Annotated in this window: 24 protein-coding genes and 1 pseudogene; 8 read left to right on the top strand and 17 right to left on the bottom strand. The window is 45.3% G+C overall.

Features of this window, described 5'->3' with window-relative positions:
• Positions 1–31 precede the first annotated feature (31 nt).
• Complete coding sequence (locus A9236_RS05875; RefSeq protein WP_071464499.1) at positions 32–610, top strand: CatB-related O-acetyltransferase; 579 nt, start codon at positions 32–34, stop codon at positions 608–610.
• A gap of 50 nt (positions 611–660) precedes the next feature.
• Positions 661–1,155 carry a class I SAM-dependent methyltransferase gene (locus tag A9236_RS05880; RefSeq protein WP_071464500.1) on the top strand — a complete coding sequence of 165 codons (495 nt, stop codon included), beginning with the start codon at positions 661–663 and terminating at the stop codon, positions 1,153–1,155.
• Between the two features lie 2 nt (positions 1,156–1,157).
• Here the strand turns inward: A9236_RS05880 and A9236_RS05885 are convergent, their stop codons facing one another.
• Positions 1,158–1,976 carry a DUF5672 family protein gene (locus tag A9236_RS05885; protein WP_071464501.1) on the bottom strand — a complete coding sequence of 273 codons (819 nt, stop codon included), beginning with the start codon at positions 1,974–1,976 and terminating at the stop codon, positions 1,158–1,160.
• Positions 1,977–2,101: 125 nt separating this feature from the next.
• Between A9236_RS05885 and A9236_RS05890 the strand changes: the two genes are divergently transcribed.
• A complete protein-coding gene (locus A9236_RS05890; protein ID WP_071464502.1) occupies positions 2,102–2,779 on the top strand; it encodes a hypothetical protein in 678 nt (225 codons plus the stop codon).
• A gap of 906 nt (positions 2,780–3,685) precedes the next feature.
• Here the strand turns inward: A9236_RS05890 and A9236_RS05895 are convergent.
• The 6 genes from A9236_RS05895 to hemA form a co-directional block, all read right to left on the bottom strand.
• The gene (locus A9236_RS05895) at positions 3,686–5,014 is read right to left on the bottom strand and encodes an MFS transporter (protein ID WP_071464504.1); all 1,329 of its coding nucleotides are present in this window, start codon (positions 5,012–5,014) and stop codon (positions 3,686–3,688) included.
• A 10-nt stretch (positions 5,015–5,024) separates the two neighbouring features.
• Positions 5,025–6,299 carry a DNA recombination protein RmuC gene (gene rmuC, locus A9236_RS05900; RefSeq protein ID WP_083393417.1) on the bottom strand — a complete coding sequence of 425 codons (1,275 nt, stop codon included), beginning with the start codon at positions 6,297–6,299 and terminating at the stop codon, positions 5,025–5,027.
• A 14-nt stretch (positions 6,300–6,313) separates the two neighbouring features.
• The gene (gene grxD / locus A9236_RS05905) at positions 6,314–6,622 is read right to left on the bottom strand and encodes a Grx4 family monothiol glutaredoxin (RefSeq protein WP_071464506.1); all 309 of its coding nucleotides are present in this window, start codon (positions 6,620–6,622) and stop codon (positions 6,314–6,316) included.
• A gap of 97 nt (positions 6,623–6,719) precedes the next feature.
• Positions 6,720–7,541, bottom strand: a complete 822-nt coding sequence (gene prmC / locus A9236_RS05910) for a peptide chain release factor N(5)-glutamine methyltransferase (protein WP_236638717.1) — start codon at positions 7,539–7,541, stop codon at positions 6,720–6,722.
• 48 nt (positions 7,542–7,589) lie between these two features.
• Positions 7,590–8,669, bottom strand: a complete 1,080-nt coding sequence (gene prfA / locus A9236_RS05915; protein ID WP_071464508.1) for a peptide chain release factor 1 — start codon at positions 8,667–8,669, stop codon at positions 7,590–7,592.
• On the bottom strand, positions 8,670–9,986 hold the full coding sequence (hemA, locus tag A9236_RS05920; protein ID WP_071464509.1) for a glutamyl-tRNA reductase: 1,317 nt from the start codon (positions 9,984–9,986) through the stop codon (positions 8,670–8,672).
• A 43-nt stretch (positions 9,987–10,029) separates the two neighbouring features.
• Here hemA and A9236_RS05925 point away from each other — a divergent pair, with 43 nt between their 5' ends.
• Positions 10,030–10,293, top strand: coding sequence for a GlsB/YeaQ/YmgE family stress response membrane protein (locus A9236_RS05925; RefSeq protein ID WP_071465083.1), 264 nt, complete (start codon positions 10,030–10,032; stop codon positions 10,291–10,293).
• Here A9236_RS05925 and A9236_RS05930 read toward each other — a convergent pair.
• Genes A9236_RS05930 through A9236_RS05945 form a run of 4 tightly spaced genes read right to left on the bottom strand, consistent with a single transcriptional unit; the run spans position 10,282 to position 14,846 of the window.
• Entirely contained in the window at positions 10,282–11,058 is a 777-nt protein-coding gene (locus A9236_RS05930; protein ID WP_071464510.1) for a uracil-DNA glycosylase, read from the bottom strand. The two genes, A9236_RS05925 and A9236_RS05930, sit on opposite strands and share 12 nt — an antisense overlap.
• Positions 11,059–12,846: a M61 family metallopeptidase gene (locus tag A9236_RS05935; protein ID WP_071464511.1), complete on the bottom strand. Its 1,788-nt coding sequence runs from the start codon at positions 12,844–12,846 to the stop codon at positions 11,059–11,061. It lies immediately after the preceding gene.
• 4 nt (positions 12,847–12,850) lie between these two features.
• Positions 12,851–13,579, bottom strand: coding sequence for a DsbC family protein (locus A9236_RS05940; RefSeq protein ID WP_071465085.1), 729 nt, complete (start codon positions 13,577–13,579; stop codon positions 12,851–12,853).
• Entirely contained in the window at positions 13,572–14,846 is a 1,275-nt protein-coding gene (locus A9236_RS05945; RefSeq protein ID WP_083393418.1) for an FAD-dependent monooxygenase, read from the bottom strand. Before A9236_RS05945 ends, A9236_RS05940 begins: the two co-directional genes overlap by 8 nt.
• 40 nt (positions 14,847–14,886) lie before the next feature.
• Between A9236_RS05945 and ychF the strand changes: the two genes are divergently transcribed.
• The gene (ychF, locus tag A9236_RS05950) at positions 14,887–15,981 is read left to right on the top strand and encodes a redox-regulated ATPase YchF (RefSeq protein WP_071464512.1); all 1,095 of its coding nucleotides are present in this window, start codon (positions 14,887–14,889) and stop codon (positions 15,979–15,981) included.
• Positions 15,982–16,058: 77 nt separating this feature from the next.
• Here the strand turns inward: ychF and trpC are convergent, their stop codons facing one another.
• The 5 genes and pseudogenes from trpC to rpe form a co-directional block, all read right to left on the bottom strand.
• A complete protein-coding gene (gene trpC, locus A9236_RS05955) occupies positions 16,059–16,862 on the bottom strand; it encodes an indole-3-glycerol phosphate synthase TrpC (RefSeq protein WP_071464513.1) in 804 nt (267 codons plus the stop codon).
• A 10-nt stretch (positions 16,863–16,872) separates the two neighbouring features.
• The gene (gene trpD / locus A9236_RS05960) at positions 16,873–17,898 is read right to left on the bottom strand and encodes an anthranilate phosphoribosyltransferase (RefSeq protein ID WP_071464514.1); all 1,026 of its coding nucleotides are present in this window, start codon (positions 17,896–17,898) and stop codon (positions 16,873–16,875) included.
• A gap of 19 nt (positions 17,899–17,917) precedes the next feature.
• A pseudogene (locus tag A9236_RS05965) lies at positions 17,918–18,485 on the bottom strand (aminodeoxychorismate/anthranilate synthase component II).
• Positions 18,469–19,974, bottom strand: a complete 1,506-nt coding sequence (trpE, locus tag A9236_RS05970; RefSeq protein WP_071464516.1) for an anthranilate synthase component I — start codon at positions 19,972–19,974, stop codon at positions 18,469–18,471. The pseudogene A9236_RS05965 and the gene trpE overlap by 17 nt, the downstream one beginning before the upstream one ends.
• A complete protein-coding gene (rpe, locus tag A9236_RS05975) occupies positions 19,974–20,699 on the bottom strand; it encodes a ribulose-phosphate 3-epimerase (RefSeq protein ID WP_071464517.1) in 726 nt (241 codons plus the stop codon). Before rpe ends, trpE begins: the two co-directional genes overlap by 1 nt.
• Before the next feature lie 49 nt (positions 20,700–20,748).
• Between rpe and apaG the strand changes: the two genes are divergently transcribed.
• The 3 genes from apaG (at position 20,749) to A9236_RS05990 (ending at position 23,192) form a co-directional block, all read left to right on the top strand.
• Positions 20,749–21,123 (top strand): Co2+/Mg2+ efflux protein ApaG, encoded by a 375-nt coding sequence (apaG, locus tag A9236_RS05980; RefSeq protein ID WP_071464518.1) that lies wholly within the window; start codon positions 20,749–20,751, stop codon positions 21,121–21,123.
• Positions 21,124–21,259: 136 nt separating this feature from the next.
• The gene (locus A9236_RS05985; RefSeq protein WP_083393419.1) at positions 21,260–22,390 is read left to right on the top strand and encodes a murein transglycosylase A; all 1,131 of its coding nucleotides are present in this window, start codon (positions 21,260–21,262) and stop codon (positions 22,388–22,390) included.
• A gap of 25 nt (positions 22,391–22,415) precedes the next feature.
• Entirely contained in the window at positions 22,416–23,192 is a 777-nt protein-coding gene (locus A9236_RS05990) for an enoyl-CoA hydratase (protein ID WP_071464520.1), read from the top strand.
• Between the two features lie 5 nt (positions 23,193–23,197).
• On the opposite strand, the gene A9236_RS05995 is transcribed toward A9236_RS05990, so the two are convergent.
• Entirely contained in the window at positions 23,198–24,394 is a 1,197-nt protein-coding gene (locus tag A9236_RS05995; protein WP_071464521.1) for a M20 aminoacylase family protein, read from the bottom strand.
• Positions 24,395–24,424 lie beyond the last annotated feature (30 nt).

A 24,424-nucleotide genomic window follows, 5' to 3' on the forward strand; every position in this document is an offset into this window, starting at 1 on the left:
TTATTAATGTTAGCTAAGGTTAAATTTTCTTATGCCGCATAAGCACCAGCGCTCAACAGTTGTGGGCAATAGTCCAGTAAGTGTTGGTAGATTTACATATGGTTATGACAACATCAATATTAGAGAGTGGGGCGAGGGCGCCCCACTGAGTATAGGCGCCTTTTGCTCTATCGGCTCTTCAATAAAAATTTTTTTAGGCGGTAATCATCGATCTGATTGGATAACTACATTCCCGTTTGGACATATTTATCAGCATGACTTAGGCGGCCAAAATATCACTGGGCATCCAGCAAGCAAGGGTGGGGTAGAAATCGGAAACGATGTGTGGATTGGTGAAGGCGCAACAATTATGTCTGGTATCAAGATTGGTAATGGTGCAATAATTGCTGCGAATGCTACTGTTACAAAAAATGTAGATCATTACTCAATTGCGGGTGGGAACCCAGCAAGTTTAATTAAAAAGCGTTTTAATGAAAAAATCATTGAACTTCTTCTTAAGCTCAGTTGGTGGGATTTGCCCCTAGAGAATATTAAAGTTGTGATGCCAATTCTTTCTGATGCCCCAAATATTGCGACTCTTAAAGCATTGCTTGAAATCTATAGGCAATAGTTTTCTGCATAAATAGTTAATTAGAATTTTGACCTTAGACTGCTAAAGAGATGACACGAACATTAGACCTTGGCTGCGGCCCTAGCCCAAAGAATCCCCTCAACTTAGATGAGATATATGGTGTCGATATTCGCGATGATAAAGAGGCAAAAATTTATAAGGCAGATTTAGCAGTTGAGGCGATACCGTTTGCAGATAATTACTTTGAATGTGTCAGCGCATTTGACTTTATTGAGCATATTCCTCGTGTGATATACGCTCCTCATCGTAGATTTAGTTTTGTAGAATTAATGAATGAGATTTATAGGGTCTTAGTTCCTGGCGGATTATTTTTATCGCTAACACCTGCGTTCCCACAAGAGTCAGCTTGGCGGGATCCAACCCATGTAAATATCATCACAGAGCAGACCTTCCCAAGATACTTTGATGATCAAAACCGATTGGCATCAATGTACGGTTTTAATGGTTATTTTCGTATTGAAAGTCAAACATGGGAGGGTGAGCACTTAAAAGTGGTAATGAGAAAACTTATTTTTCAGAATTAATTTTATTTATTTAATTTTTGAATCATGAAGGGCAGGTCGCTTTGTGGGTTTTGTTTTAACTCCCAATTAATTGCTTTTAACAAATTTGGTTTATTCTCGTAACCCGAAATGGTCGAGAGAAATAGCTCTCTGTAGCCTACATTTATACAGGCTTGTAGGTAACGTAACATCATTATTGGTTGAAAAATTCTCTCTACAATCTGATCTGAAAATTTAGTTAACTCAGCCTCAGGTATAAAAAGCGGAAGATTATCTGCGCTATGAAATCCTAGCATGTTGGTTCTTACTGCGCCAATTTGAAACGAGAATTTTTCTGCGACTTCAAGCGGTGCAAATTTAATACCTTCAGCTTCTAGTTGAGCTCTATATTTTGTACAAATAATCTCATCCTCAGGTTGATCCCGGCATATGCTTTTATCAATCCCCACTCCCAGTCTTGTTAACGCTTGAATAAGTCTCTGCGATCTTAAGCTAAAGCCCCCATTACCAACCCAGCCATCCAGCAAGGGGGCGCCAATATAGTCATATTTTAGAAATTCATCACTCCAATTTTGGGGGAAAAGAGGAAATCCATCCCATTGAATAATTAAGAAATGATCCTCCCTAACGTACTTTGGAATTTCATCAAGGACAATTGAGCCATAGTCATTATTGCTTACTAGCTTTGGAATCTCTATAAAGGTCGCGCCAGGGAAAAATGGCTCATCAGAAAAAGTGTAAATTTTTTGAATGCTTGGTAACTGCAGAGCCATATGGATTGCAATTGAGGCTAAATGCTTATTTTGATAGGTATCGATAATTACGGCGGCTAATTTTTTCATTTTTACAGTGAAGTCTAATTGTTTAAATTTTAACTAAGAAACGATTAGTAAGGTATGGTAGTTCATCTACAATTAGCACTATTGTCTTGGCTTGGTAACTTTGCCATCAACCATTTGGGTGCTAAATGTCTAGAGGTATTATTTCTATTTACTGGGGCGATGAATCTAAGTTGCCTGTTGATCGTCTCAAGCAATCTGTAAGAAAATTTCATCCTGAGTTGCCTCATGAAATTATTAAGGTAGAGGCGCCTAGTGGTGATGCAAGCAGCCTTAATAAAAAAGCCGCAATGCTTGATTTGTCGCCATTTGATGAAACACTATTTCTTGATCTAGACACTGTTGTCATGGGTCGATTAGATTTCGGTTTTGAAAAAGCAAAACAATTCGGAATGGCGCTGGCAATTTGTGAGGCACCATGGGGTAGGCGTTACCCTAAAATTTTTACTGGCGATGAGATTGAATACAATACGGGCGTTATCTTTTTTACAAAGCAAGCTAAGCCTGTATTTGATGAATGGCTAGAGCTTGCCCAAACAATTGATTCATCCATCATTGCCCTTAGCGATCAGGGTGTGTATACGATGCCAGCAAATGACCAAGGCTCTTTTGCTTTGGCTGTCGAGAAAACAGGCTTCAATCCATTCATCTTGCCCTTGAATTGGAATTTCAGGCCCATGTGGCATCGTAGTTTTTTCGGGCCAATCAAAATTTGGCATGACTATTCAGACCCGCCACCTTTTTTTGAAGAGTTAAATATTTACTATTCAAATAAAGACTCCATCATTCAGTATCACCAAGGTTAATTAATCCTATGGATAGCTTGCAAATCATTAGCACACCTGATTCTCTAAATGCAGCACTGGAAACTTGGTTTGTTCAGAATGAATTATTTGGTGGAGCGCCATATATTCTTGGCGTTGATCCCGAGAAATTAAAAGATTCAGCCGTTGTTTATTTGGAGCTCAATCAAATAAACGTAGATCTGATTCGTCATCTTAAATCCTTGGGTAATAAAGTCATTCTTTATCACATGGGCGGAGAAAGGCTTGATAAGGATATTTCAGCATATTCCGAATGTGATCTTGTGATTCGTAATTATTATTTCTCAAGCATTATTGGCGATGCTGAGCTTGGGGGAAAAGTTGTATGGGCACCCAACGGATTTAGGACTGGAGTTGGCCCACGAAATAAAACTGTTCTGAAGAAGGCTTCGCAGCGTCAGTGCCTCTCTGCATTTTTAGGATGGATTAATAACTCGGCATCTTATAACAATGAGCGTGCAAGCTTTGCTGGCCCAGCAGCTGCTTGTGGAGAGAATTTATATGTGATGCCATCCAATGGTTTTGCTGGGGGCTATAACGTTGGTTTGTACTCTGCCATTATGGAAGACAGTATTTTCGCGCCATGTCCTTCAGGCAACAATCCCGAAACGATTCGTCTTTATGATGCGCTGGAACTGGGATGTATTCCTATTTCACTTTCCCATGAGTTTTTGTTGTCTAAAGACGCATTGGGAATGATTGGCCCAATCCCATTTCCGATACTGGGCTCATGGGCAGAATTACCCCAATTTCTTGAGGCTATGAAAGCTAAGGCTATATCAAATCCCCTGGAAATATTGGATCTTCAGCAATCCTGTATCAATTGGTGGTCTGATTTTAAGAACGCAATTCAGAAAAAATTGCTAACCAAATTCAGGCTTTATAAGATCACTTCAGTAGGTTTGCTGTTCTGGTTTCTGGAAGCGTTAATATTGCCAGTATCCCTGCGCATCCGAGGAATATGGTTGGGTACCAGAGTCCAGCAAGGCCACTTCCCGATTGTTGGTTTAACCAAGCGACTGCTAATGGTAATAACCCCCCAATCCAGCCGGCAGCTAAATTATGTGGGAGTGTTGCGGCACTACTTCGATTTCTAGCTGGGAATAATTCTGCTAAAAGAGCGGTCTGGGGTCCAACAACTAGGGCGAGAGTCCAAGACAGCATGATTAGTATCGCTCCAATACCCAATATAGCATTTGATTGATTATCTTGAGCGTAGATATTGCCTAAGTAAAGTAGCAATTCAAATGCGGGGTAGGTGAATATGGCCCCAAGAATGATGCCTCCCACCACAATGCGTTTTCTGCCAATTTTGTCTGAGGCCCAACCCGCAAAGATGGTGAGTGGAAATAGCGCAATCGTTGAAAAAATGCTGAGTTTATCGACTATCTCACTATCAAGCTTGACGGTAGTTTTGAGAAAAATTGCCGCATAAACTTGGACGCAAAAGAATAGTATCGCTCCGCTTGAGGATACGCAGAAAAATAAAAGAAACATTCTTTTACGAATTTCTGGATCACGAAAATTATTAATTAACTGTGACTCTGTGCTGCCATTTTGCTTGGTGAGTTCAAGAAAGACGGGGGTCTCTTCTAATGACCTACGTATGTGGAAGGCAATTATTAGAAGCAGTAGGGAAATCCAAAATGGAACACGCCAGCCCCAGGATTGAAATTCTTCTGGCGAAAGCCATTGCCGTAAGAAGGCGATTTGCAAAGTCGATGCCAAAATTCCTAGCGGCCCCATTAGCTGAAGAAAGCTTGTTTTGAGCCCTCTATTTTCGTTACCAGCATTCTCTGTTAGATATACTGCGCCACCACCAATTTCACCTCCAGCAGAGAGGCCTTGGATCAAGCGTAAAGCAAGCAAAAGAATGGGAGCCCAGATGCCGACCTGTGCATGGGTTGGCAAAAATCCTACGCTGACAGTTGCCAGACCCATTAAGGCAATCGTGATCATAAAGACGGGCTTGCGGCCTATATGGTCACCTAATGATCCAAATAGGGCCGATCCGATGGGCCTAACCACCATTCCAACGCCAAAGGTTGCAAGACTTGCTAAAAGACCTGTATTGGGATCACTTGAAGGAAAAAATAATGGACCAAGAACAACCGCTAAGCTTGCGAAAGTAAGAAAGTCATACCACTCCAAGAAGGTCCCAAAGCAAGTAGCAATAGCTATTTTGCGATAGGCCTGCGCATCATTCTTGGGCTTCAAATGAGCCCTTTTATTCGAAATCTGTAGAAGACTCAATTAATGGAGTAGATAAATTCTTACTTGGTTTAACGCCAAGCTCACGCACCTTCTCAGCAGAGCGAATGAGATTGCCTTTGCCAGTCTTCAGTTTGCTAAAGGCATCGTGATAGCTAGTCTGGGCTTGATCTAAACGTTGACCCAATTTTTCAAGATCATCTACAAAACCTACAAATTTATCGTAGAGATTGCCACATTGTTTTGCGATCTCTAAAGCATTCCGATTTTGGTGATCCTGCCTCCATAAATGAGCGACAGTTCGTAATGTTGCCATCAAGGTACTTGGGCAAACCAACACAATATTTTTAGCAAGCGCCTCTTGATACAAATTCGGAGCAGTTTTCAGGGCCAATAAGAAAGCGGGCTCAATCGGAACGAACATGAGAACAAAGTCCACGGAACCTACGCCATAGAGAGAGCTGTAGTTCTTGCTTGATAACCCTTGGATATGTTGACGTAGTGATTGGATATGGGCGGCTAACTCACGCTCAGCAATGTCCGAGTCGCTTGTTTCAGCGTGTCTGGCATAAGCTGTTATGGACACCTTGCTATCAACCACCAAACTTCTGCCCTCGGGAAGTTTAATGACTACGTCAGGCTGTAAGCGCGAACCATCAGTTTGCGTATGGCTGTCCTGTACAACATATTCCTCGCCTTTACGCAGGCCTGATGACTCAAGAATAGACTCGAGTACTAGCTCACCCCAATTACCTTGGACTTTGGAGTCGCCCTTTAATGCTTGGGTTAAAGAGCGTGTTTCATCTGACATGCGTAGGTTGAGATTGGCTAGGCGCTCAATTTCGCTTTTAAGTGCAAAGCGCTCACGCGCTTCATTCCCATAAGAGTTATTGACCTGCTCTTTGAATTCGGTGAGCTTGGATTGTAATGGCTTTAAAAGAGCATCGAGGCTCGCTGCATTTTGTTCTGTAAAGCGCTTGGATTTATCCTCCAGAATTTCATTGGCCAAGTTTTTGAATTGGCTAGTGAGCGCCTCTTTAGCTTCATTGAGCGACTCAATACGCCCGAGTCCTTGCTTGCGTTCTGAATCGAGTTCCGCTTCAAGACGAATGGCATTTTGAAGTGCTTGATCACGTTCAGCCCTAAGACCTAGGGTTAATGCGCTCTCAGCTTCAACTTGAAGTTCTGCCCGTGCGAGGCTCGAGCGTAAATTGAGGGCATAAACCAAGAGGCCAGCACACAATCCCAGCGGCAAGCCAAACAACAGAAGAGAGCTTAGATCAAAAGTCACTAAGGTAAGGCTGATTATGCTTTAACTAATTTTTGCAGCTCGCCAGACTGAAACATTTCAGTCATGATGTCTGAGCCGCCAATGAATTCACCATTGATATAAAGCTGAGGAATGGTTGGCCAATTAGCAAATTCTTTAATACCTTGGCGAATTCCTGCATCTTCTAATACGTTCACGGTATGGAGTTTTTCAACGCCACTAGCGCGCAGAATATTGACTGCATTGCCAGAGAAGCCGCACTGAGGAAACTGCGCAGTTCCCTTCATAAACAATACAACGGGGTGGCTAGTAACGATTTCTTTAATTTGAGCTTGAGTGTCCATAAATTCTTTCTAGAAAAGCAATAAAGCGGTAAAAATGGTTTAGAAATACTATTGTTTCGATTTTAAGACTTTATGCAACAAAGGGGGGCTTGACGCCTTATTTCCTAGCGGACACCACGCGGTTATGGCCGGCCAAATCCTGATGGGCCTGAACGTCGCTAAATCCCCCTGCTTTCATCAGGCAGACTACAGCCTCTGACTGATCAAAGCCATGCTCGACTGCAATCAGGCCCATGGGTTTTAGGTGGTTTAAAGCCCCTTGAATGATGACTTTGAGGCAGGTAAGCCCGCTGGCATGATCCGTTAGGGCAGAAATGGGTTCAAAACGCAGGTCACCTTGAGTCAGATGAGGATCTTGGCTAGCAATATAAGGGGGATTGCTTAGGATCACGTCAAATAAAGCCTTCTCGTGCAAAGCCTCATACCAACTACCTTGCAAAAATTGCACACAAGACTCAAGGTTTAGCTGTTTGGCATTCGCCTTAGCAATGACTAATGCTTCAGCAGATTGATCTGTTGCGGTCACTATTGAACTTGGAGCCTCATTTGCAATCGCTAGTGCAATTGCTCCAGAGCCGGTTCCTAGATCAAGGACCTTGGGAGTAATAACCTCTTTTTCAATTTGCTTAATCTCACGCAGTCCAATTTCAACAAGTAGTTCAGTTTCTGGGCGCGGGATTAAAACACCCGGCGCAACTTGCAGCTCAATATTATGAAAACCACGTTTCCCAATGAGATAGGCAATCGGCTCACCTTGAAGTCGCCTGGATTCTAGTGTTTTCCACTCCTCAAGTGCTTGAGCATGAAGCTCCATATCGTCACGCGATAGCAGGGCAGAGCGTGGTAGTTGGTAGTGTTGATCGAGTACCTGAGCCATGAGTATTCGAGCTTCATTGGGTGGAAGTAGGGTGGCGCTCATTAACGAGCGCAGAGTTGCATCTATTCCCATGAAGATTTTACTTCTTGCTTAATTATCGCCAAGAGCGGCGAGTAATTCAGCTTGGTGCTCGGATGCAAGGGCATTGCAGAGGTCATTAATATCACCATCCATCATGGCATCGATCTTATAGAGTGTGAGATTAATTCGGTGATCAGTGATGCGACCCTGTGGAAAGTTGTACGTTCGAATACGGTCGCTACGATCGCCCGAACCAATGAGAGATTTTCTAGTTTGCGCTTCGAGCTGGTGTTTTTCACGTTCGCGTGCGTCCATGATTCGCGAGACCAATACTTTCATTGCCTGTTCACGGTTCCGATGTTGGCTGCGATCATCCTGACATTCCACTACAGTGCCGGTTGGCAAGTGGGTGATGCGTACTGCAGAGTCAGTCTTATTGATATGCTGCCCCCCTGCACCAGATGCACGGAAGGTGTCGATACGTAATTCAGCGGGATTGATTTTCACCGCCTCCAGTTCATCTGCTTCCGGCATGACTGCAACAGTGCAGGCTGACGTATGAATACGACCTTGGGTTTCGGTCTGAGGGACGCGTTGCACGCGATGGCCCCCAGACTCAAATTTCAGGCGTGAATAAACAGATTGACCCACTAGGCGAAGGACAATCTCTTTGTATCCCCCTAAGTCTGATTCAGCAGCGCTGACTATTTCTACTTTCCAGCCTTGACGCTCTGCAAAGCGGGTATACATGCGTAGAAGATCGCCGGCAAAGAGCGCGCTTTCATCCCCACCAGTACCCGCCCGAATCTCTAAGAACACATTGCGCTCGTCGTTTTCATCTTTGGGTAGAAGCAGTTTCTGTAGAGTACTCTCAAGCTCTTCCATAGTTGCCTGAGCCTGCTTTTGCTCTTCATCTGCAAAATCCTTCATTTCAGGATCTTTACGCATCTCTTCTGCGGCTTGTGCATCTGCCTCAGCCTGCTTATACAAGCCAAATTGCTCAACGACGGTAGCGATATCAGAGTGCTCACGCGTGAGTTTCCGATAAGCATCCATATCTTTGGTTGCTTCTTCAGATGTTAAAAGGGAATTAAGTTCGGCTAAGCGCGTGTCTAGATGATCTAGCTTAGCCCGCATGCTGGGCTTCATCTAATGGTCTTCTGATTTTGAGTGTGAGGCAAATAGTTTAGGTAATAACTTGATTAAGGCATCGCGCTCTGCGCCGTTGGAGTGCTGTAATGCATGGAGCGAGCCATGTAAGAATTTATTGGTAAGACCTTGTGCCATGGCATTTAGAACTTCCTGTGGATCATCGCCACGCATCAAACGTTTCATCGCACGTTCTAACTCAAGTTGTCTTAAGCGTTCACCTTGTTGCTGAATATCCTGAATCAACGGAACCGCATTGCGACCTTGCATCCAATGCATAAAATTACCAACTCGATCTTCAATGATTGCTTCAGCTTGACTTACAGCAGCTTGGCGCAAACTTGCGCCTGTTTGAATCATCACGCCAAGATCGTCAACAGTATAGAGATACACGTCATCAAGCCTGGAAATTTCTGGTTCGAAGTCGCGTGGGACTGCTAAATCAATCATCACCATCGGTTTATGTCGACGCTGCTTCAGAGCGCTCTCCACCATGCCAAGACCAATGATCGGCAAGGACGAGGCGGTGCTCGACACGATGATGTCAAATTCATGTAAGCGGCCAGGAAGCTCAGAAAGCTTGAATGATTCTGCTTGAGTTCCTTGATCAGCAATAGCATCTGCCAACTCTTGGCCACGCTCGATTGTACGATTAGCAATGGCAACATTTTTTGGTTTACGGGCAACAAAGTGCGTTGCACACAAGGCGATCATTTCACCTGCGCCAATGAACAGAATTTTTTGATTAGAAATTTTTTCAAAAATACGTTCAGAAAGTCGCACCGATGCTGCGGCCATGGAAATCGAATGCGCGCCAATTTCAGTTGATCCGCGAACTTCTTTCGCAACTGCAAATGTTTTCTGAAATAACTGATTAAGGTAGGTTCCTAAAACACCTGCATCATTTGCGGTGCGAACTGCATCTTTCATTTGTCCCAAGATTTGGGTTTCACCAATCACCATTGAATCTAAACCGCACGCAACTCTGAAGGCGTGACGAACAGCATCCGATTGTGGGAGGGAGTAAATGTGTGGCTCAAGACTGCTTGGAGCGAGTTGCTGGGTTTTTGCTAGCCAATCAAAAGTCGCTTCATGCAAAATGCTGGCCGCATCAGCATCGTTAGCTGCGCAGTAGACTTCGGTGCGGTTGCAGGTTGACAGGATGGTCGCTTCAGGCAGGCCGGATTGATTCGCCCCCAGCAAATGTTGGCGGAGATCGTGCAACGCTTCTTGAAGAAATTCAGGGTCAAAGGCGACCTTTTCCCGAATGGCGACCGGCGCTGTGTGATGATTGATGCCGAGTGTCAACAACTTCATAATGGTGATTATAGATTTGATGACATCATTAATGGGGGTGAGAATGGGGTTTTTGGCTTTTCTGCTAATTGGGGGTGCATCCGGGGCTTTTGCCTGGATCTTTTACCCTGGGTTAGCCAAGGGCTCTCAGAGCTCAAGCGTCAGGGGATTGCTCATCAGCGTATTACTGGGCTTTGCCGCAGCAGCTGGAGGCTCGTATTTAGGCCAATATATGGGGTTCTTTCAATCGGGCCAAATGTTGGAGTGGCTGGTAGCCATCTTCGCTGCCTGCACTATAGGGTGGATCTATACCGGTTTAGCTAAATAAATCATCTTGTGAGTTTTTTATAGGGGTCTTTTCAGAAGATCGAACCCATTGAATGGGTTCAAGGCCATGCGCTTGCAGCCAATGATTTGTTTTCGTGAAGTGCATGCAACTGCGCGCTGTACCGGGTTCTAAAAAGGGCCTATCTGTCTTATAGACTCCTAAGCCAGATGGATGTGAGGATTGCAAGATCAGTTGGTCTTGTCCCGGCTCTATCAGGTCTTTCTTAGATTGAGCATGCCCTCCCCAAAGTAGCCAAACTAAGGATGGCTTCTTGAACGCTAGCTTAGAGATAAGGTGATCAATGAAGGTTTTCCACCCCAGATTGGTATGACTACCAGCCTGTCCTAACCTGACGCTGAGAGCAGTGTTAAGTAGGAGTGCTCCTTGATTGGCCCAATCATGTAAGTCACCATGGGGTAGGGGGCCAAAACCCTCAAGAGCTAATGCTTTGCTGATGTTGCGGAGAGAGCTTGGAAACTCACGAGAATTTATTGGAATGCTTGCGGGGATGGAAAATGCAAGGCCCTGCGCAAGTCCTGGAGAGTGATACGGGTCTTGCCCAATAATCACCACCTTCACTGAATCAACCGGGGTTAACGCAAGTGCTTTGAAAAAATTCTGTGGCTCAGGGCGGACACTTTCGAAGTCAGAATTTAAGACAGCTTGAATATTGTTCTCTAATTTACCCCAGGCAGGAGAATCAAAATAGTCGCCTAATAGTTTGCGCCAATCTTGTGGGATATCGTCTTTAGAAAAAGAGGGCATTTACTTGTAGTTACTGCCCACTGCAGTAAGCTCATATTGTATTGGTAGCTGAGCCGACTCTAATACCAAAATACGCTCATGCTCAAGATCATCGCGATAGAAAGAGAGGTTGATTGATTGACCCTCTGAGAGGGTGCCGAGGACCTTATCCCAGCGATTGCTTGTCACGCGTTGGCCATTGATGCTAGCAAGTAAATCACCTGCTGCGAGACCTGCTGCTTGTGCTGCTCCACCATCCAATACATGAGTAACTTTGAGCCAGCCATTGGTTTCTGTATGGCGCAAACCTAACTGCAGCTTGATTCTTTCAAGTTTAGTTTGTATTTTTGGCTTTACTGAAATGAGTTTGGAAGTAATCCATTTTTGGACTGGAATATCTTCAATACCAAAGATATAGCGAGACTTGAAGTCGTTCCATATTTTGCTAAAGCCATCCCCAAGTAAATCCTTAATCAAAATGTCTAAGCCGTTCTCGGTAATGCCATCAAGCGTTACCCCATGCTTTTGCCAAATCAAGCGCATCAGATCGTCTAAAGATTTTTTATTCTTTGAGTAGGTGCGGATTTGTAGGTCTAGACCCAAGGCGATAAGGGCGCCTTTGCCGTAATAGCTTACGACTGCATTGGGAGTATTTTCATCGGCTTGGTAATACTTGGTCCAGGCATCAAAAGAGCTATCAGCTATGCTCTGCTTTAATCTTCCTGGCCCACGCAAGACACCATTCCAATTATCAGCAAGTAATTTGAGATAGGCGCTCAAATCAATCCGTTTGCTGCGCAAGAGTTGTAGATCATCGTAGTAACTGGTGAAACCTTCAAAGATCCATAGCAAGCGTGTGTGATTTCTATTGCCCAGATCATATGGCTGGAAAGCCTTTGGTTGAATACGCTTTACCAACCATGCGTGGAAATACTCATGGCTACATAAGCCTAAGAATTCGCGATAGCTAGATTCATCTAAAGGGATATTTTTCTGTGGAATTTGATCGCGACGGCATAGCAATGCGGTGCTATTGCGGTGTTCAAGACCACCATATCCATTTAAAACGGTATTCACTAAGAAGAGATAGCTGGTAAATGGCGCCTGTTTTGTTTTAGGTTCAAAAAGGTTGATGGTGCAAGAACAAATAGCCTGTAAGTCAGCGGCTAAACGTGCTGCATCGATTGGATGCAGACATCCTTGAACTGCCATGCTGTGCGCCGTATTGTTTGATGTCCAGCGCACCACCTGAAACTCCCCCATTGCTACTGGATGGTCAATGAGGTCATCATAGTTTTGAGCAAGATAAAACCCAAAACCGCGCGTGTCTGTTTTGACTACTCTTAGACTAGTTTGCACTGACCAGTGATCTGAGTATGCCGTTTCTGGCGCAGTAATTGCTAGAGAGCATGGAAGAGCTTCTTGACCCTTAACGATGAGGCAAAGACTAGTTGCATTAAAGAATGCGCGCTCAGTATCGAGATAGGCCGCACGCACAGAGTTATCAAAAGCATAAATTGTTGTGAGGATTTCCACACCACCTTCTAGTGGCGGTAGTTGCCAGTGATCGTTATCAATTCGATCTAAAGCAATTTTTTTCTTTGTTGATCCTGCAGTAAAGGCCTCAATCTTTTCAATCTGTTTTGAAAAGTCGCGAATCAGATAGCTACCAGGTATCCACGCCGGCATTTGAACAATCTGCCCCTTAGGATCTGGATTGGCAATATGCAGCTTTACTTCAAAGCGATGACCATGCAAGTCTGCAGGCCATACGGTGTATTGGATTGCTGGCAGGTCTGTAGTGTTCATAGGCTTATTTCAGTGAGGCAAATTTCTTTTCAATATCGGTGATCTGAGCGGCGCCAGGAAAGCGGCTACCGTCAGTAAAAAAGAGAGTAGGGGTGCCAGTAATGCCATAGCTTTTTGCAAATGCTAGGTTTTTATCTAAGGGAGTGCTGCAGTCAGTTTTTCCGCTAGGGGCTACACCGTTGACCATCCAGTCTATATAGGTTTTATTGGGGTCGGAGGAGCACCAAATTTGTTTCGCTTTGAGGCTTGAGTCGGCAGACAGTATGGGGATGAGATAGGTATAAATGGTGACATTATCCAATTGCTGAAGCGATTTCTCGAGGCGCTTGCAGTAGCCGCAGTTCGGATCAGAAAAGATGGCTAATTGACGATTGCCATTGCCACGGACAGTCTTGAAAGCATTAGCTTGATTAAGGTCGCTCCATTTAATTCGGTTGAGATCTGCCTGCCTTTGTTCAGTCATGTTTTTACCGGTAGCAAGCTCAATAATTTCGCCTTGAAATAAGTATTTTGCTGAACTATCGGTGTAGAAAATTTCATTGCCAACTAGCACCTCATATAGCCCCGATACCGGCGCCGGAGTAACGCTGCGTACTTTTGCGCTGCCACCTAATTTTTTCTGTATATCTAATTTGAGTTGTTGATCTACTTGCGCTTGCGCGACTTCTGTAAAAAGAAGGGTAGTGCAGAGTAATCCAACAACAAATGAGGCTGCCGATAAAAATTTAGTCAAAATCAATTTCTCCTAATGCCCGTTCAATAAGGCGCTGTTTAATGAAGTGACTTTTATTAACCAGTCCAAGCCCCCAATTACGCAACTGTTTTTCTGTGTTGCTACCGCCTGAAAATAATTTCTTCAGCTTATCAGTGACCCATAAAAGCGCACTAGTGTCGCCTTGTCGCTGGCGTTCATAGCGGCGCAATAAGGCGAGATCATTTAATGAGCGAAAGGATTCACGCTTACTCAAGATATTGAGTAGCACAGCCACATCCCGAAGACCCAAGTTCAGGCCTTGCCCTGCTAAGGGATGCATTACATGGGCCGCATCCCCAATCAGTGCAACCTTTGGGTTAGCCTCGGGACCAATGAAGCGAGCAGCTCGAATTTTTCTTAAAGGAAATGCAGCAGGAGTGGAGTTCAGTGTGAGCTCGCCAAGTTGCTTTTCTATTGCGCCATTGGCAATAGATGAGAAGCGGTCTAACCACTGCGACTGATTAAGCTTTAATAGTTCTGCTGCATGCTCAGTCGAAGTTGACCATACCATCGAGACTTGCTTGTTTGGTAAAGGGAGCATTGCAACAATATCTCCGCCTGGCAGAAACCACTGGAAGGCAGTTTCAAGGTGAGGGTAAGTACACATCCAGTTAGCTACTACTGCGCTTTGTGAATAACTCTCTTCGCTAAAAGAAACCCCAATCGAATCGCGGATTGGTGAGTTCGCACCATCAGCAGCAATCACAAGCTGCGCGTGAATAGCACCACCACTTTTTAAGTGCAGAGTATTTCCATTGGCATCAATATCAATTTTTTCAACAGCATCGGCAATACGCTCCAATTTATTTTGGAAGCGTGCAGCTTGGTCAAGTGTATGTTCAATTAAATTCGACTCTCCAATCCACGCAAGTTGAGGTGTACCAGCCTCGAATGCAGATAGATGGAGCTGATCATTTTTTTCGCCGCGATCCCCATAGATACGCATGTCTCGCACCGCCTGAAGACGGCCGTGGTCAAGAGCATCCCAAATTTGCAAATGGGCCAGTAGTTTTTGGGTACTTGGTGAAAAAGCATAAATTCTTTGACCCCATTGATAGCCTTGAGGGTTAGGAACTGCCAGACCTAAATCGGGGGCGATCTCAACCGTGTTTAAGCCTAGCTGGGCTAAACCAAGCGCGCAAGCCTTGCCAACAATGCCTCCCCCTACAACAACGACATCCACAGGACGAGTTTGCGAGGGATTTCTGGGGTTTATGGGGCGGGGGTTTGAATGAGCTTCTGCCATAACTCGATGATATCGAAACCAGCCCCTTTACAATATCGTTATGTCTTTGAAATGTGGCATCGTCGGCCTGCCTAACGTCGGCAAATCTACCCTCTTTAATGCGCTTACCAAGGCTGGGATCGCAGCAGAAAACTATCCTTTCTGCACGATCGAGCCTAATGTGGGCGTTGTTGAGGTTCCTGACCCCCGTCTAGCCGCCTTGGCTGAGATTGTGAGGCCTGAGCGCATCCTGCCAGCTGCAGTCGAATTTGTCGATATTGCGGGCTTGGTAGCTGGCGCCTCCAAAGGAGAGGGGCTTGGAAACCAATTCCTAGCCAATATTCGGGAAACGGACGCAATTACCCATGTGGTACGCTGTTTTGAGGATCCGAACGTGATCCACGTTGCTGGGAAGATTGATCCTATTGCAGATATTGGTGTTATTGACACCGAGTTGGCTTTATCGGATTTAGCGACAGTTGAGAAAACGCTTAATCGTTCTAGCAAGGCCGCAAAGTCTGGAAACGATAAAGAGGCTGCTGCATTAGTTGCGGTATTGACTAAAGTGCAAGCCCATCTAGATTCAGCCCTACCAGTGCGAAGCTTAAATTTAAGTGACGATGAAAAATTGCTAATTAAGCCTCTTTGCTTAATTACTGCCAAGCCTGCAATGTACGTAGCCAATGTTAAAGAAGATGGTTTTGAAAATAATCCTCATCTTGATGCAGTTAAGCAGCATGCTGCCAAAGAGAATGCGCCTGTAGTTGCAGTATGTGCCGCCATTGAAGCGGAAATTGCAGATTTAGATGATGCTGATAAAACAGAATTCTTGGCCGATCTAGGGATGGCTGAGCCAGGATTAGATCGCGTGATTAGAGCGGGTTACGCCTTACTAGGCTTGCATACTTATTTCACTGCAGGTGTAAAAGAGGTTCGTGCTTGGACTATCCACCAAGGTGATACAGCTCCACAGGCAGCTGGTGTAATTCATACAGACTTTGAGCGCGGCTTTATTCGTGCGCAAACCATTTCTTATGATGACTTCATTCAATTTAAGGGTGAGTCAGGCGCTAAAGAAGCTGGCAAGATGCGCGCCGAAGGCAAAGAGTATATAGTGAAGGACGGGGATGTGTTGAATTTCTTATTCAACGTTTAACAAAGCAAACATTCGCTAGCGACTCAATAAAAAAGCTCTTTTTCAAGAGCTTTTTTATTGGTAAATTTCAAATTACTTTAGAAAAACAGCTGACCAAGAGCGGCACCAGGGTCAGCAGAGCGCATGAACGCCTCACCAACTAGGAACGCATTGATCTGATTGTCTCGCATGAGTTGAACATCGGCACGATTCAATATTCCAGATTCGGTAACCAAAGTTTTATTATTTGGCGCCGCAGATAGAAGTGAAAGAGTTGTTTGTAATGTCACCTCAAACGTCTTGAGATTACGATTATTAATACCTAGTAATGATGTTTTGAGTTCGAGTGCTTGCTCTAACTCAGTACCATCATGTACTTCTACCAATACATCTAGGCCCAGTTCGTGAGCACAAGCCTCAAGCTCTTTCATTTGATTGAGCTCTAGGCAGGCTACGATTAATAAAATTGCATCCGCACCAATGGCACGTGCTTCATAGATTTGATAAGGGTCTATGGTGAAATCTTTACGTAAAACAGGAATGCTGCAAGCAGCACGTGCTTGTTGCAGGTAGGTATTGCTACCTTGAAAGTAATCGACGTCAGTTAGAACCGATAAGCAAGCAGCGCCATGTTTTTCATAGGACCGTGCAATTTCTGCGGGAATGAAATTCTCGCGCAGAATGCCCTTGCTTGGACTAGCTTTTTTGATTTCGGTAATAACGCCCGGTTTACCTTCCGCAATTTTTTGCTCAATCGAGCGAATGAAGCCTCTCGGCTTTAGAGCGGAATCTTGGTTGTTTGCTTGCGCTTTCTCACGTTGATTTGCAAGAGAAAGTTGTTTCAGGTTATGCGCAATCTCAATCTTTTTGGTCGCAACAATTTTTTCGAGAATATCGCTCATGAATAGTAATTTATTTAGCTTGTGTTGCAGTGACAAAGGCGTTTAATTTTTGACGGGCAGCCCCAGATGCAATAGCTGCTTTAGCTTTAGCAATACCACTGGCAATATCGGGGGTAACGCCTGCTACGTATAGGGTAGCGCCTGCATTTAAACAGACAATGTCACTTGCAGCGCTGGGCTTGTTATCAATCACATCTAAAACAATCTGCTTGGATTCTTCCGCATTGGCAACCTTAAAGCTGATGGTCGGAGCAGTATTTAAACCAAAGTCTTTCGGATGAATTTCATACTCACGAACAGTGCCGTACTTGAGTTCCCCTACGAGCGTGGAGCCTTCGAGTGAAATTTCATCGAGGCCGTCACGCCCATAAACCACTAAAGCATGCTCCATGCCTAGCGCTTGTAATACACGGGCCTGAATGCCAACTAAATCAGGATGAAATACGCCCATTAAAATACGTTTAGCGTCAGCCGGATTGGTTAGTGGTCCCAAGATATTAAAAATAGTGCGCACACCCAGTTGCTTGCGTATAGGCACAACATTTTTCATTGCCGGGTGGTGGTTAGGGGCAAACATGAAGCCAGCACCCACTGTAGAGATGCACTGGGCAACTTGTTCTGCAGAAAGCGCAAGATTGACGCCTAACGCTTCCAGTACGTCAGCACTTCCGGACTTGCTGCTAACGCTGCGATTACCATGTTTGGCAATTTTTGCGCCAGCTGCTGCAGCAACAAACATCGCCGCAGTCGAGATATTAAAGGTATGGGCGCCATCGCCACCGGTGCCTACTACATCAACTAAATGAGTACGGTCTTCGACGTCTACGGAGGTTGCGAACTCACGCATCACTTGTGCGGCAGCTGCGATTTCGCCAACAGTTTCTTTCTTGGTGCGCAATGCCACCAAGAGACCTGCTACCAATTCAGGCGACATTTCACCGCTCATGATGAGGCGCATCATAGCTGTCATTTCATCATGAAAGAGTTCGCGATGTTCTATGCAGCGCTGTAGCGCTTCTTGAGGAGTGATTGACATGTGGCTTTAGGTAGCTTGACTACTTATTTTGTAAAAAATTCTTGAGTAAGGCATGGCCATGCTCGGAGAGAATCGATTCGGGGTGGAACTGAACACCTTCAACTGCCAGCTCTTTATGGCGCACGCCCATGATTTCACCATCAGAGGAGGTCGCAGTGACTTCCAAGCAATCTGGCAAAGAGCTTTTCTCAATGGCTAGAGAGTGATAGCGCGTAACCTTAAATGGGTCAGGGCAAGCTTTTAAATACGCCGACGCCAGTGTGATGAATGCTATCTGTCTTGCCATGCATTACTTTCTGGGCTCGAATGACTTTACCGCCAAAGGCCTCACCAATAGCTTGATGTCCAAGACACACACCTAGGATTGGAATCTTGCCAGCATATTGTTTAATAGTTGCTACAGAAATTCCTGCTTCAGCTGGGCTACATGGACCTGGTGAAATGCAAATGCGCGCAGGATTCAATTTTGCAATTTCTGCAACTGTAATTTCATCATTTCGGAATACTTTGACCTCTTCACCTAGTTCTGCAAAGTATTGCACGAGGTTATAGGTAAAGGAGTCGTAGTTATCAATCATTAGGAGCATCGAGTCCTCCTTGTACTAACTCAGCTGCGGTTAAGACTGCACGTGCTTTTACCTCAGTCTCCTTCCATTCTGCTGTCGGATCTGAGTCTGCAACAACACCAGCACCAGCCTGAGAGTGCAATATGCCATTACGTATTACACCAGTGCGAATTGCAATCGCCACATCCATGTCGCCTGAGAAAGAGAGGTAGCCTACTGCACCACCATAGACGCCACGCTTCACAATTTCCATCTCATCAATGATTTCCATTGCCCGAATTTTTGGGGCTCCGGAGAGGGTTCCTGCAGGGAAGGTGGCGCGTAGCACGTCCATATTGCTCATATTATCTAAAAGATCGCCCTCTACTGAACTCACGATGTGCTGCACGTGAGAGTATTTCTCAATGGACATTGAGTCAGTCACTTTGACAGATCCTGTTTTAGCGATGCGCCCTACATCATTACGGGCAAGGTCAATCAGCATCACGTGTTCAGCAATCTCTTTCGGGTCTGCTAAGAGTTCTTTAGCTAGACGCTCATCTTCCTCTGGGTTGCTACCGCGGGGACGCGTGCCAGCCAGCGGACGAATAGTCACAATTTTCTCAGCAGCCCGTTTTTCTTGGCGCACTAAGATTTCTGGGGAGGAGCCCACAATCTGTAGGTCGCCAAAATCATAGAAGTACATATAGGGCGATGGATTCAAAGATCGTAAAGCCCGGTATAAGGCGAGCGGTGAATCAGTAAACGGCTTGCTAATGCGCTGCCCTATGACTACCTGCATACAATCGCCAGCCAAAATGTATTCCTTGGTTCTGCGAACTGCATCCTCAAAATCTACCGATTTAAACTTACGAATCAGCTCTGTCTTAGTGCTAGCCAATGAAGGCGGCACGCTGACTGGTTTACTAAGGCAGGTGAGTAATTCTTTTAAGCGTGCCTGCGCTTTTTCAAAGCCATCAGAGATGCTTGGATCAGCATAGACAATAAAATAAATTTTGCCTGCAACGTTATCAATGACGGCTAACTCTTCAGTGAGCATGAGCTGAATATCAGGTACACCTAGTTCATCTGGTAAATCATGTTTAGCAAGACGCGATTCGATATAGCGAACGGTATCGTAGCCAAAATAACCAGCTAAGCCACCACAAAAACGCGGTAGACCAGACTCAACTGCAACCTTAAAACGCTTGAAATAGGCATCTACAAAGTCGAGCGGATTATCGTTGTTAGTCTCAACTACTTTTTCATCCGTTACCACTTCATTGATGGGGTTGGTAGGAGTCCCTACGGTACGAATAATGGTTCTGGCGGGCAGGCCAATAAAGGAGAAGCGCCCAAACCGCTCGCCTCCAAGAACTGATTCCAAAAGGTAGGTATTTTTTTTGCCAAAAGCTTGACTTAACTTCACATAGAGGGACAGCGGGGTTTCTAAATCGGCCAATACCTCTTTCACTAAAGGAATGCGATTGAAACCTTGTTTGGCTAGTGCATTAAATTCTTCGCGCTGCATTAGGCTTTTCCTGACCTTCCCAATTCTGTGCGCATTGCGTCAATGACTTGAGCGTAATTTTCTTTTCCGAAAATAGCCGAGCCTGCAACAAAAGTATCTGCACCTGCTTGAGCAACTTGTGCAATGTTATCGACCTTAATTCCACCATCAACTTCAAGACGAATATGACGGCCAGTTTCAGCTTCATAGCGATCTAAGCGGGCGCGTACTTGAGCAATCTTTTGCAAGGTGCTAGGAATAAATGATTGACCACCAAAGCCAGGATTGACAGACATCAGCAGAACTAAATCAAGCAACTCAAGAGTGTGATCTAAATGATCAAGTGGGGTTGCTGGATTAAAAACTAACCCGGCTTGACAGCCTTGATCACGAATTAAATTTAATGTGCGATTCACGTGAGGACTCGCCTCTGGATGAAAGCTAATGAGATTAGCGCCAGCTTTTGCAAAGTCAGGAACGATGCGATCCACTGGTTCAATCATTAAGTGAACATCGATGACGGCAGGTTTTCCGTCTTTACTCGCGTAAGGGCGAATAGCCTCACAAACCAAGGGGCCAATTGTGAGGTTAGGGACGTAATGGTTATCCATCACATCGAAGTGAATCCAGTCTGCGCCGGCTACTAAAACATCCTGCACTTCCTTGCCTAAACAGGCAAAGTCAGCTGACAAAATAGAGGGGGCAATCAAAAATTGATGATTTGATGGTGTTTTTTGGCTTTCCATCCCTAGATTCTAGCTTGCAGTTGACCTTAGGATGGAGCAGAATTCGAGCATGAACCCCCATGAAATCAGCATTACGGTTAAGACCCAGTATCTTCCAGACCAATCTGACCCAGATAATCGCCAATTTGCCTTTGCCTATACGGTAACGATCCGCAATACAGGATCGGCCAGCATTCAGCTGATTGCCCGCCATTGGTTCATTACGGATGGGGATAACGATGTCCAAGAGGTAAAAGGTCTGGGGGTGGTTGGACAGCAGCCCCTATTGCGCTCCGGGGAGCATTTTGAGTACACCAGTTGGGCTACCCTCCCAACGCCGGCTGGCACGATGCGTGGTGAGTATTTTTGTGTCACGGAAGAGGCGCAGTTCTTTCAGGCCCCAATTCCAGAATTTGCCTTGGTCATGCCGCGCACGCTGCACTAAGCGTGGTGGACTAAGCGCTGGAAATTATTTTTTGCCTTTACCGGTCCACAAGACAATAAACAATAGGAGCCCCAAGGCAATAGCGCCTTCAATGACAAACAGTAGCATTGGGTATTCATCGAGTAAATTGGCAATCATGATTTCTAAATTTAAATTGTTTCAAGTAAGTGTATTCGCTATTGTCTTTGCCAGCTTGCTTGTTGCCTGTTCCACTCCTCCCACGCGCGGAACAGGGTATCGATCTAATAGCTCGGGCGCTGCACCTTCTACCTATAGCTCATCGATTGCCAGTTTTAGTGCCGTCTCATGGCAGGCGCTACCTGGTTGGCAGGAGGATGATCTAACCCAAGCATGGCCAGCATGGCTCAAGAGTTGCGATGCCTTGCGTAGGCGTAGTAGCGAAGTGAATTGGCGTCAGGTCTGCGCGCAGGCTACAAGCCTCTCAGGCCGTGATGAGCAGGCTATTCGCCGATATTTTGAGAATTATTTTCAGGCATATGAAATTCGAAATAACTCTGGAAGTGAGACAGGACTGGTCACTGGTTATTACGAGCCTGTGATGAATGGATCATTAATGCGTTCAAGCGTTTATAGCGTACCGCTTTACGCTTATCCAAACGCTTGGAAAAAAATGAAACCGAACCCAAGCCCAACCCGAGCTGACTTAATAGCTTCGGGCATACTGAAAGGGTCTGAAATCGCCTGGGTGCAAGACCCTGTAGCTGCTGCATTTATGCAAATACAAGGCTCAGGAAAAATTCGTCTTGAAGATGGGCGCGTAATGCGTTTAGGCTTTGCGGGAACTAATGATCAACCATTTAAATCATTTGCTCAGTGGCTTCTAGATCATAAAGAGATCACCCGCAGTGAAGCTACGATGCAAGGTATTTCGCAATGGGCAAGGCGTAATCCCGATCGCGTCAACGAGATGCTCAATGCCAACCCTCGCTTTGTATTTTTTAAAGAGCTGCCGGGTAATATGGAGGCAGATTTAGGTCCTAATGGTGCACTAGGCGTGCCCTTGACTGCTGAGCGCAGTATTGCAATTGATCTACAGGCAATGCCCTTGGGCGCCCCAGTATTTTTAGCTACAACTAAGCCATTAAGTACTCAGCCATTACAGAAACTCGTTATGGCGCAAGATACTGGCAAGGCCATTGTGGGGGGTGTCAGAGCTGATTACTATTGGGGATCAGGTGAGGCTGCCGGGGAAATGGCCGGGCGCATGAAACAAAATGGCAAGATGTGGCTATTGCTGCCCCGTTGATGAACGATACATTAGAAAGAAATCTATGAGCTACAGAACAATTTTGACTGAAGTTGAGGGCAAGGTTGCCACTATCACTTTGAATCGTCCTGAGGTGCTCAATGCGCTTAATGATGAATTAATGGATGAGCTCGGTGCGGCCTTGCTAGCGTTTGATGCTGATGACAATATTGGTTGCATCATCGTTACTGGCAGTGAGAAAGCATTTGCAGCAGGCGCTGACATAGCATCAATGGCAAAGCGTAGCTTGCAAGATGTATATCGCCATAATTTTATTTCTCGCAATTGGGAGCATATGCGGCAAGTTCGTAAGCCCGTGATTGCTGCGGTGTCAGGATATGCGTTGGGTGGTGGCTGTGAGTTGGCAATGATGTGTGACACCATCATGGCGGCTGATAACGCAAAGTTTGCGCAACCAGAAATAAAGTTAGGCATTATTCCCGGAGCGGGAGGCACCCAACGTTTGCCACGTGCAGTATCGAAAGCGAAGGCAATGGATTTGGCTTTAACGGGCCGCATGATGGATGCTGTAGAAGCAGAGCGCGCAGGCTTGGTGGCGCGAATATTTCCAAAGGCAGATTTATTGAAGGAAGTAAAAGCAATTGCTAAGGACATTGCAGATATGCCTTTACTGACTGCCATGATGACAAAAGAAGCGGTAAATACCGCTTACGAAACTACGCTTTCAGAAGGAATTCATTTCGAGCGTCGTTTGTTTCATGCTTGCTTTGCTACAAATGATCAAAAAGAGGGTATGGCAGCGTTTATGGAAAAACGCCCTGCCAAATTTACGAACTCTTAATTTGCCTAATTTTTTTCTAGGTAGCGTTGAGCTAGTTTGACCCAGTAACTCACGCCTACCGGTATCAAGGCGTCATTGAAGTCATAGGAGGGGTTGTGTAGGTGGCATGGCCCCATACCGTGACCTACCGAGCGATGATCTCCATCCCCATTGCCTAAAAAGACATAACAACCAGGCTTTTCAAGCAACATGAATGCAAAGTCTTCCGCACCCATAGTTGGATCAATAGAGGTGTCAACATTTTGCTTGCCAACTAATTCACTCATTACTTCACTGGCAAATTCAACTTCAATTTCATGATTGATTAATGGTGGATAGTTTCTGGAAAAGCGAATTTCCGCTTGGCAATCAAATGCACTGGCAACACTATGGGCAATTTCTCTTAAGCGTTGCTCAATCAAGTCTAATACTTCAAGCGTAAATGTACGTACGGTGCCGCCAATAAAAGCGCTATCGGGGATAACATTGCTGGTCTCCCCCGCATGAAATTGAGTAACAGATAGAACAGCTGCATCTACTGGGCGCTTATTGCGTGTAATGATGCTCTGCAGCGCCAGCACCACTTGTGCTCCAGTTAATACGGGATCAGCACTGTTGTGGGGAAGGGCGGCGTGACCACCTCTACCGGTAATGGTGATTTCAAAAGCATTGCTCGATGCCATCATCGGGCCTGCTGTCACACCAAAATGACCCTCTCCTAAGCCTGGCCAGTTATGGAGCCCAAATACGGCATCGCAAGGAAACTGTGTGAAGAGGCCATCTTTAATCATTTCGCGAGCGCCAGCACCACCTTCTTCAGCTGGTTGAAAAATAAAAATCACCGTACCCTTAAAGTCACGATTATTTGATAAATACTGCGCAGCTCCCAAGAGCATTGCGGTGTGACCATCATGCCCGCAAGCATGCATTTTTCCTGGATTAAGTGATGCGTGTGCGAAGTTATTGTGTTCTTGAAGTGGTAGTGCATCCATGTCAGCCCGCAAGCCAATCATCTTGCCTGGTCCTAAATCTCCATCTAGGCGACCAACAACTCCCGTTTTACCCATGCCACGAAAAACAGAGATCCCCCAGCTTGATAGTGCTTCCGCAACTAAATCAGCCGTACGGTTTTCTTCGAAACGCAATTCAGGATGAGCATGAATATTGCGTCGAATATCTTGGATCGCTTCTGTGGATTCAATAATTTCTGGAAGTAAATGCATACCTTCATCTTATCTGAAAGTAACCTGAGA

Origin of the sequence: Polynucleobacter sp. QLW-P1DATA-2 (assembly GCF_001870365.1) — a bacterium.
Classification (GTDB): domain Bacteria; phylum Pseudomonadota; class Gammaproteobacteria; order Burkholderiales; family Burkholderiaceae; genus Polynucleobacter.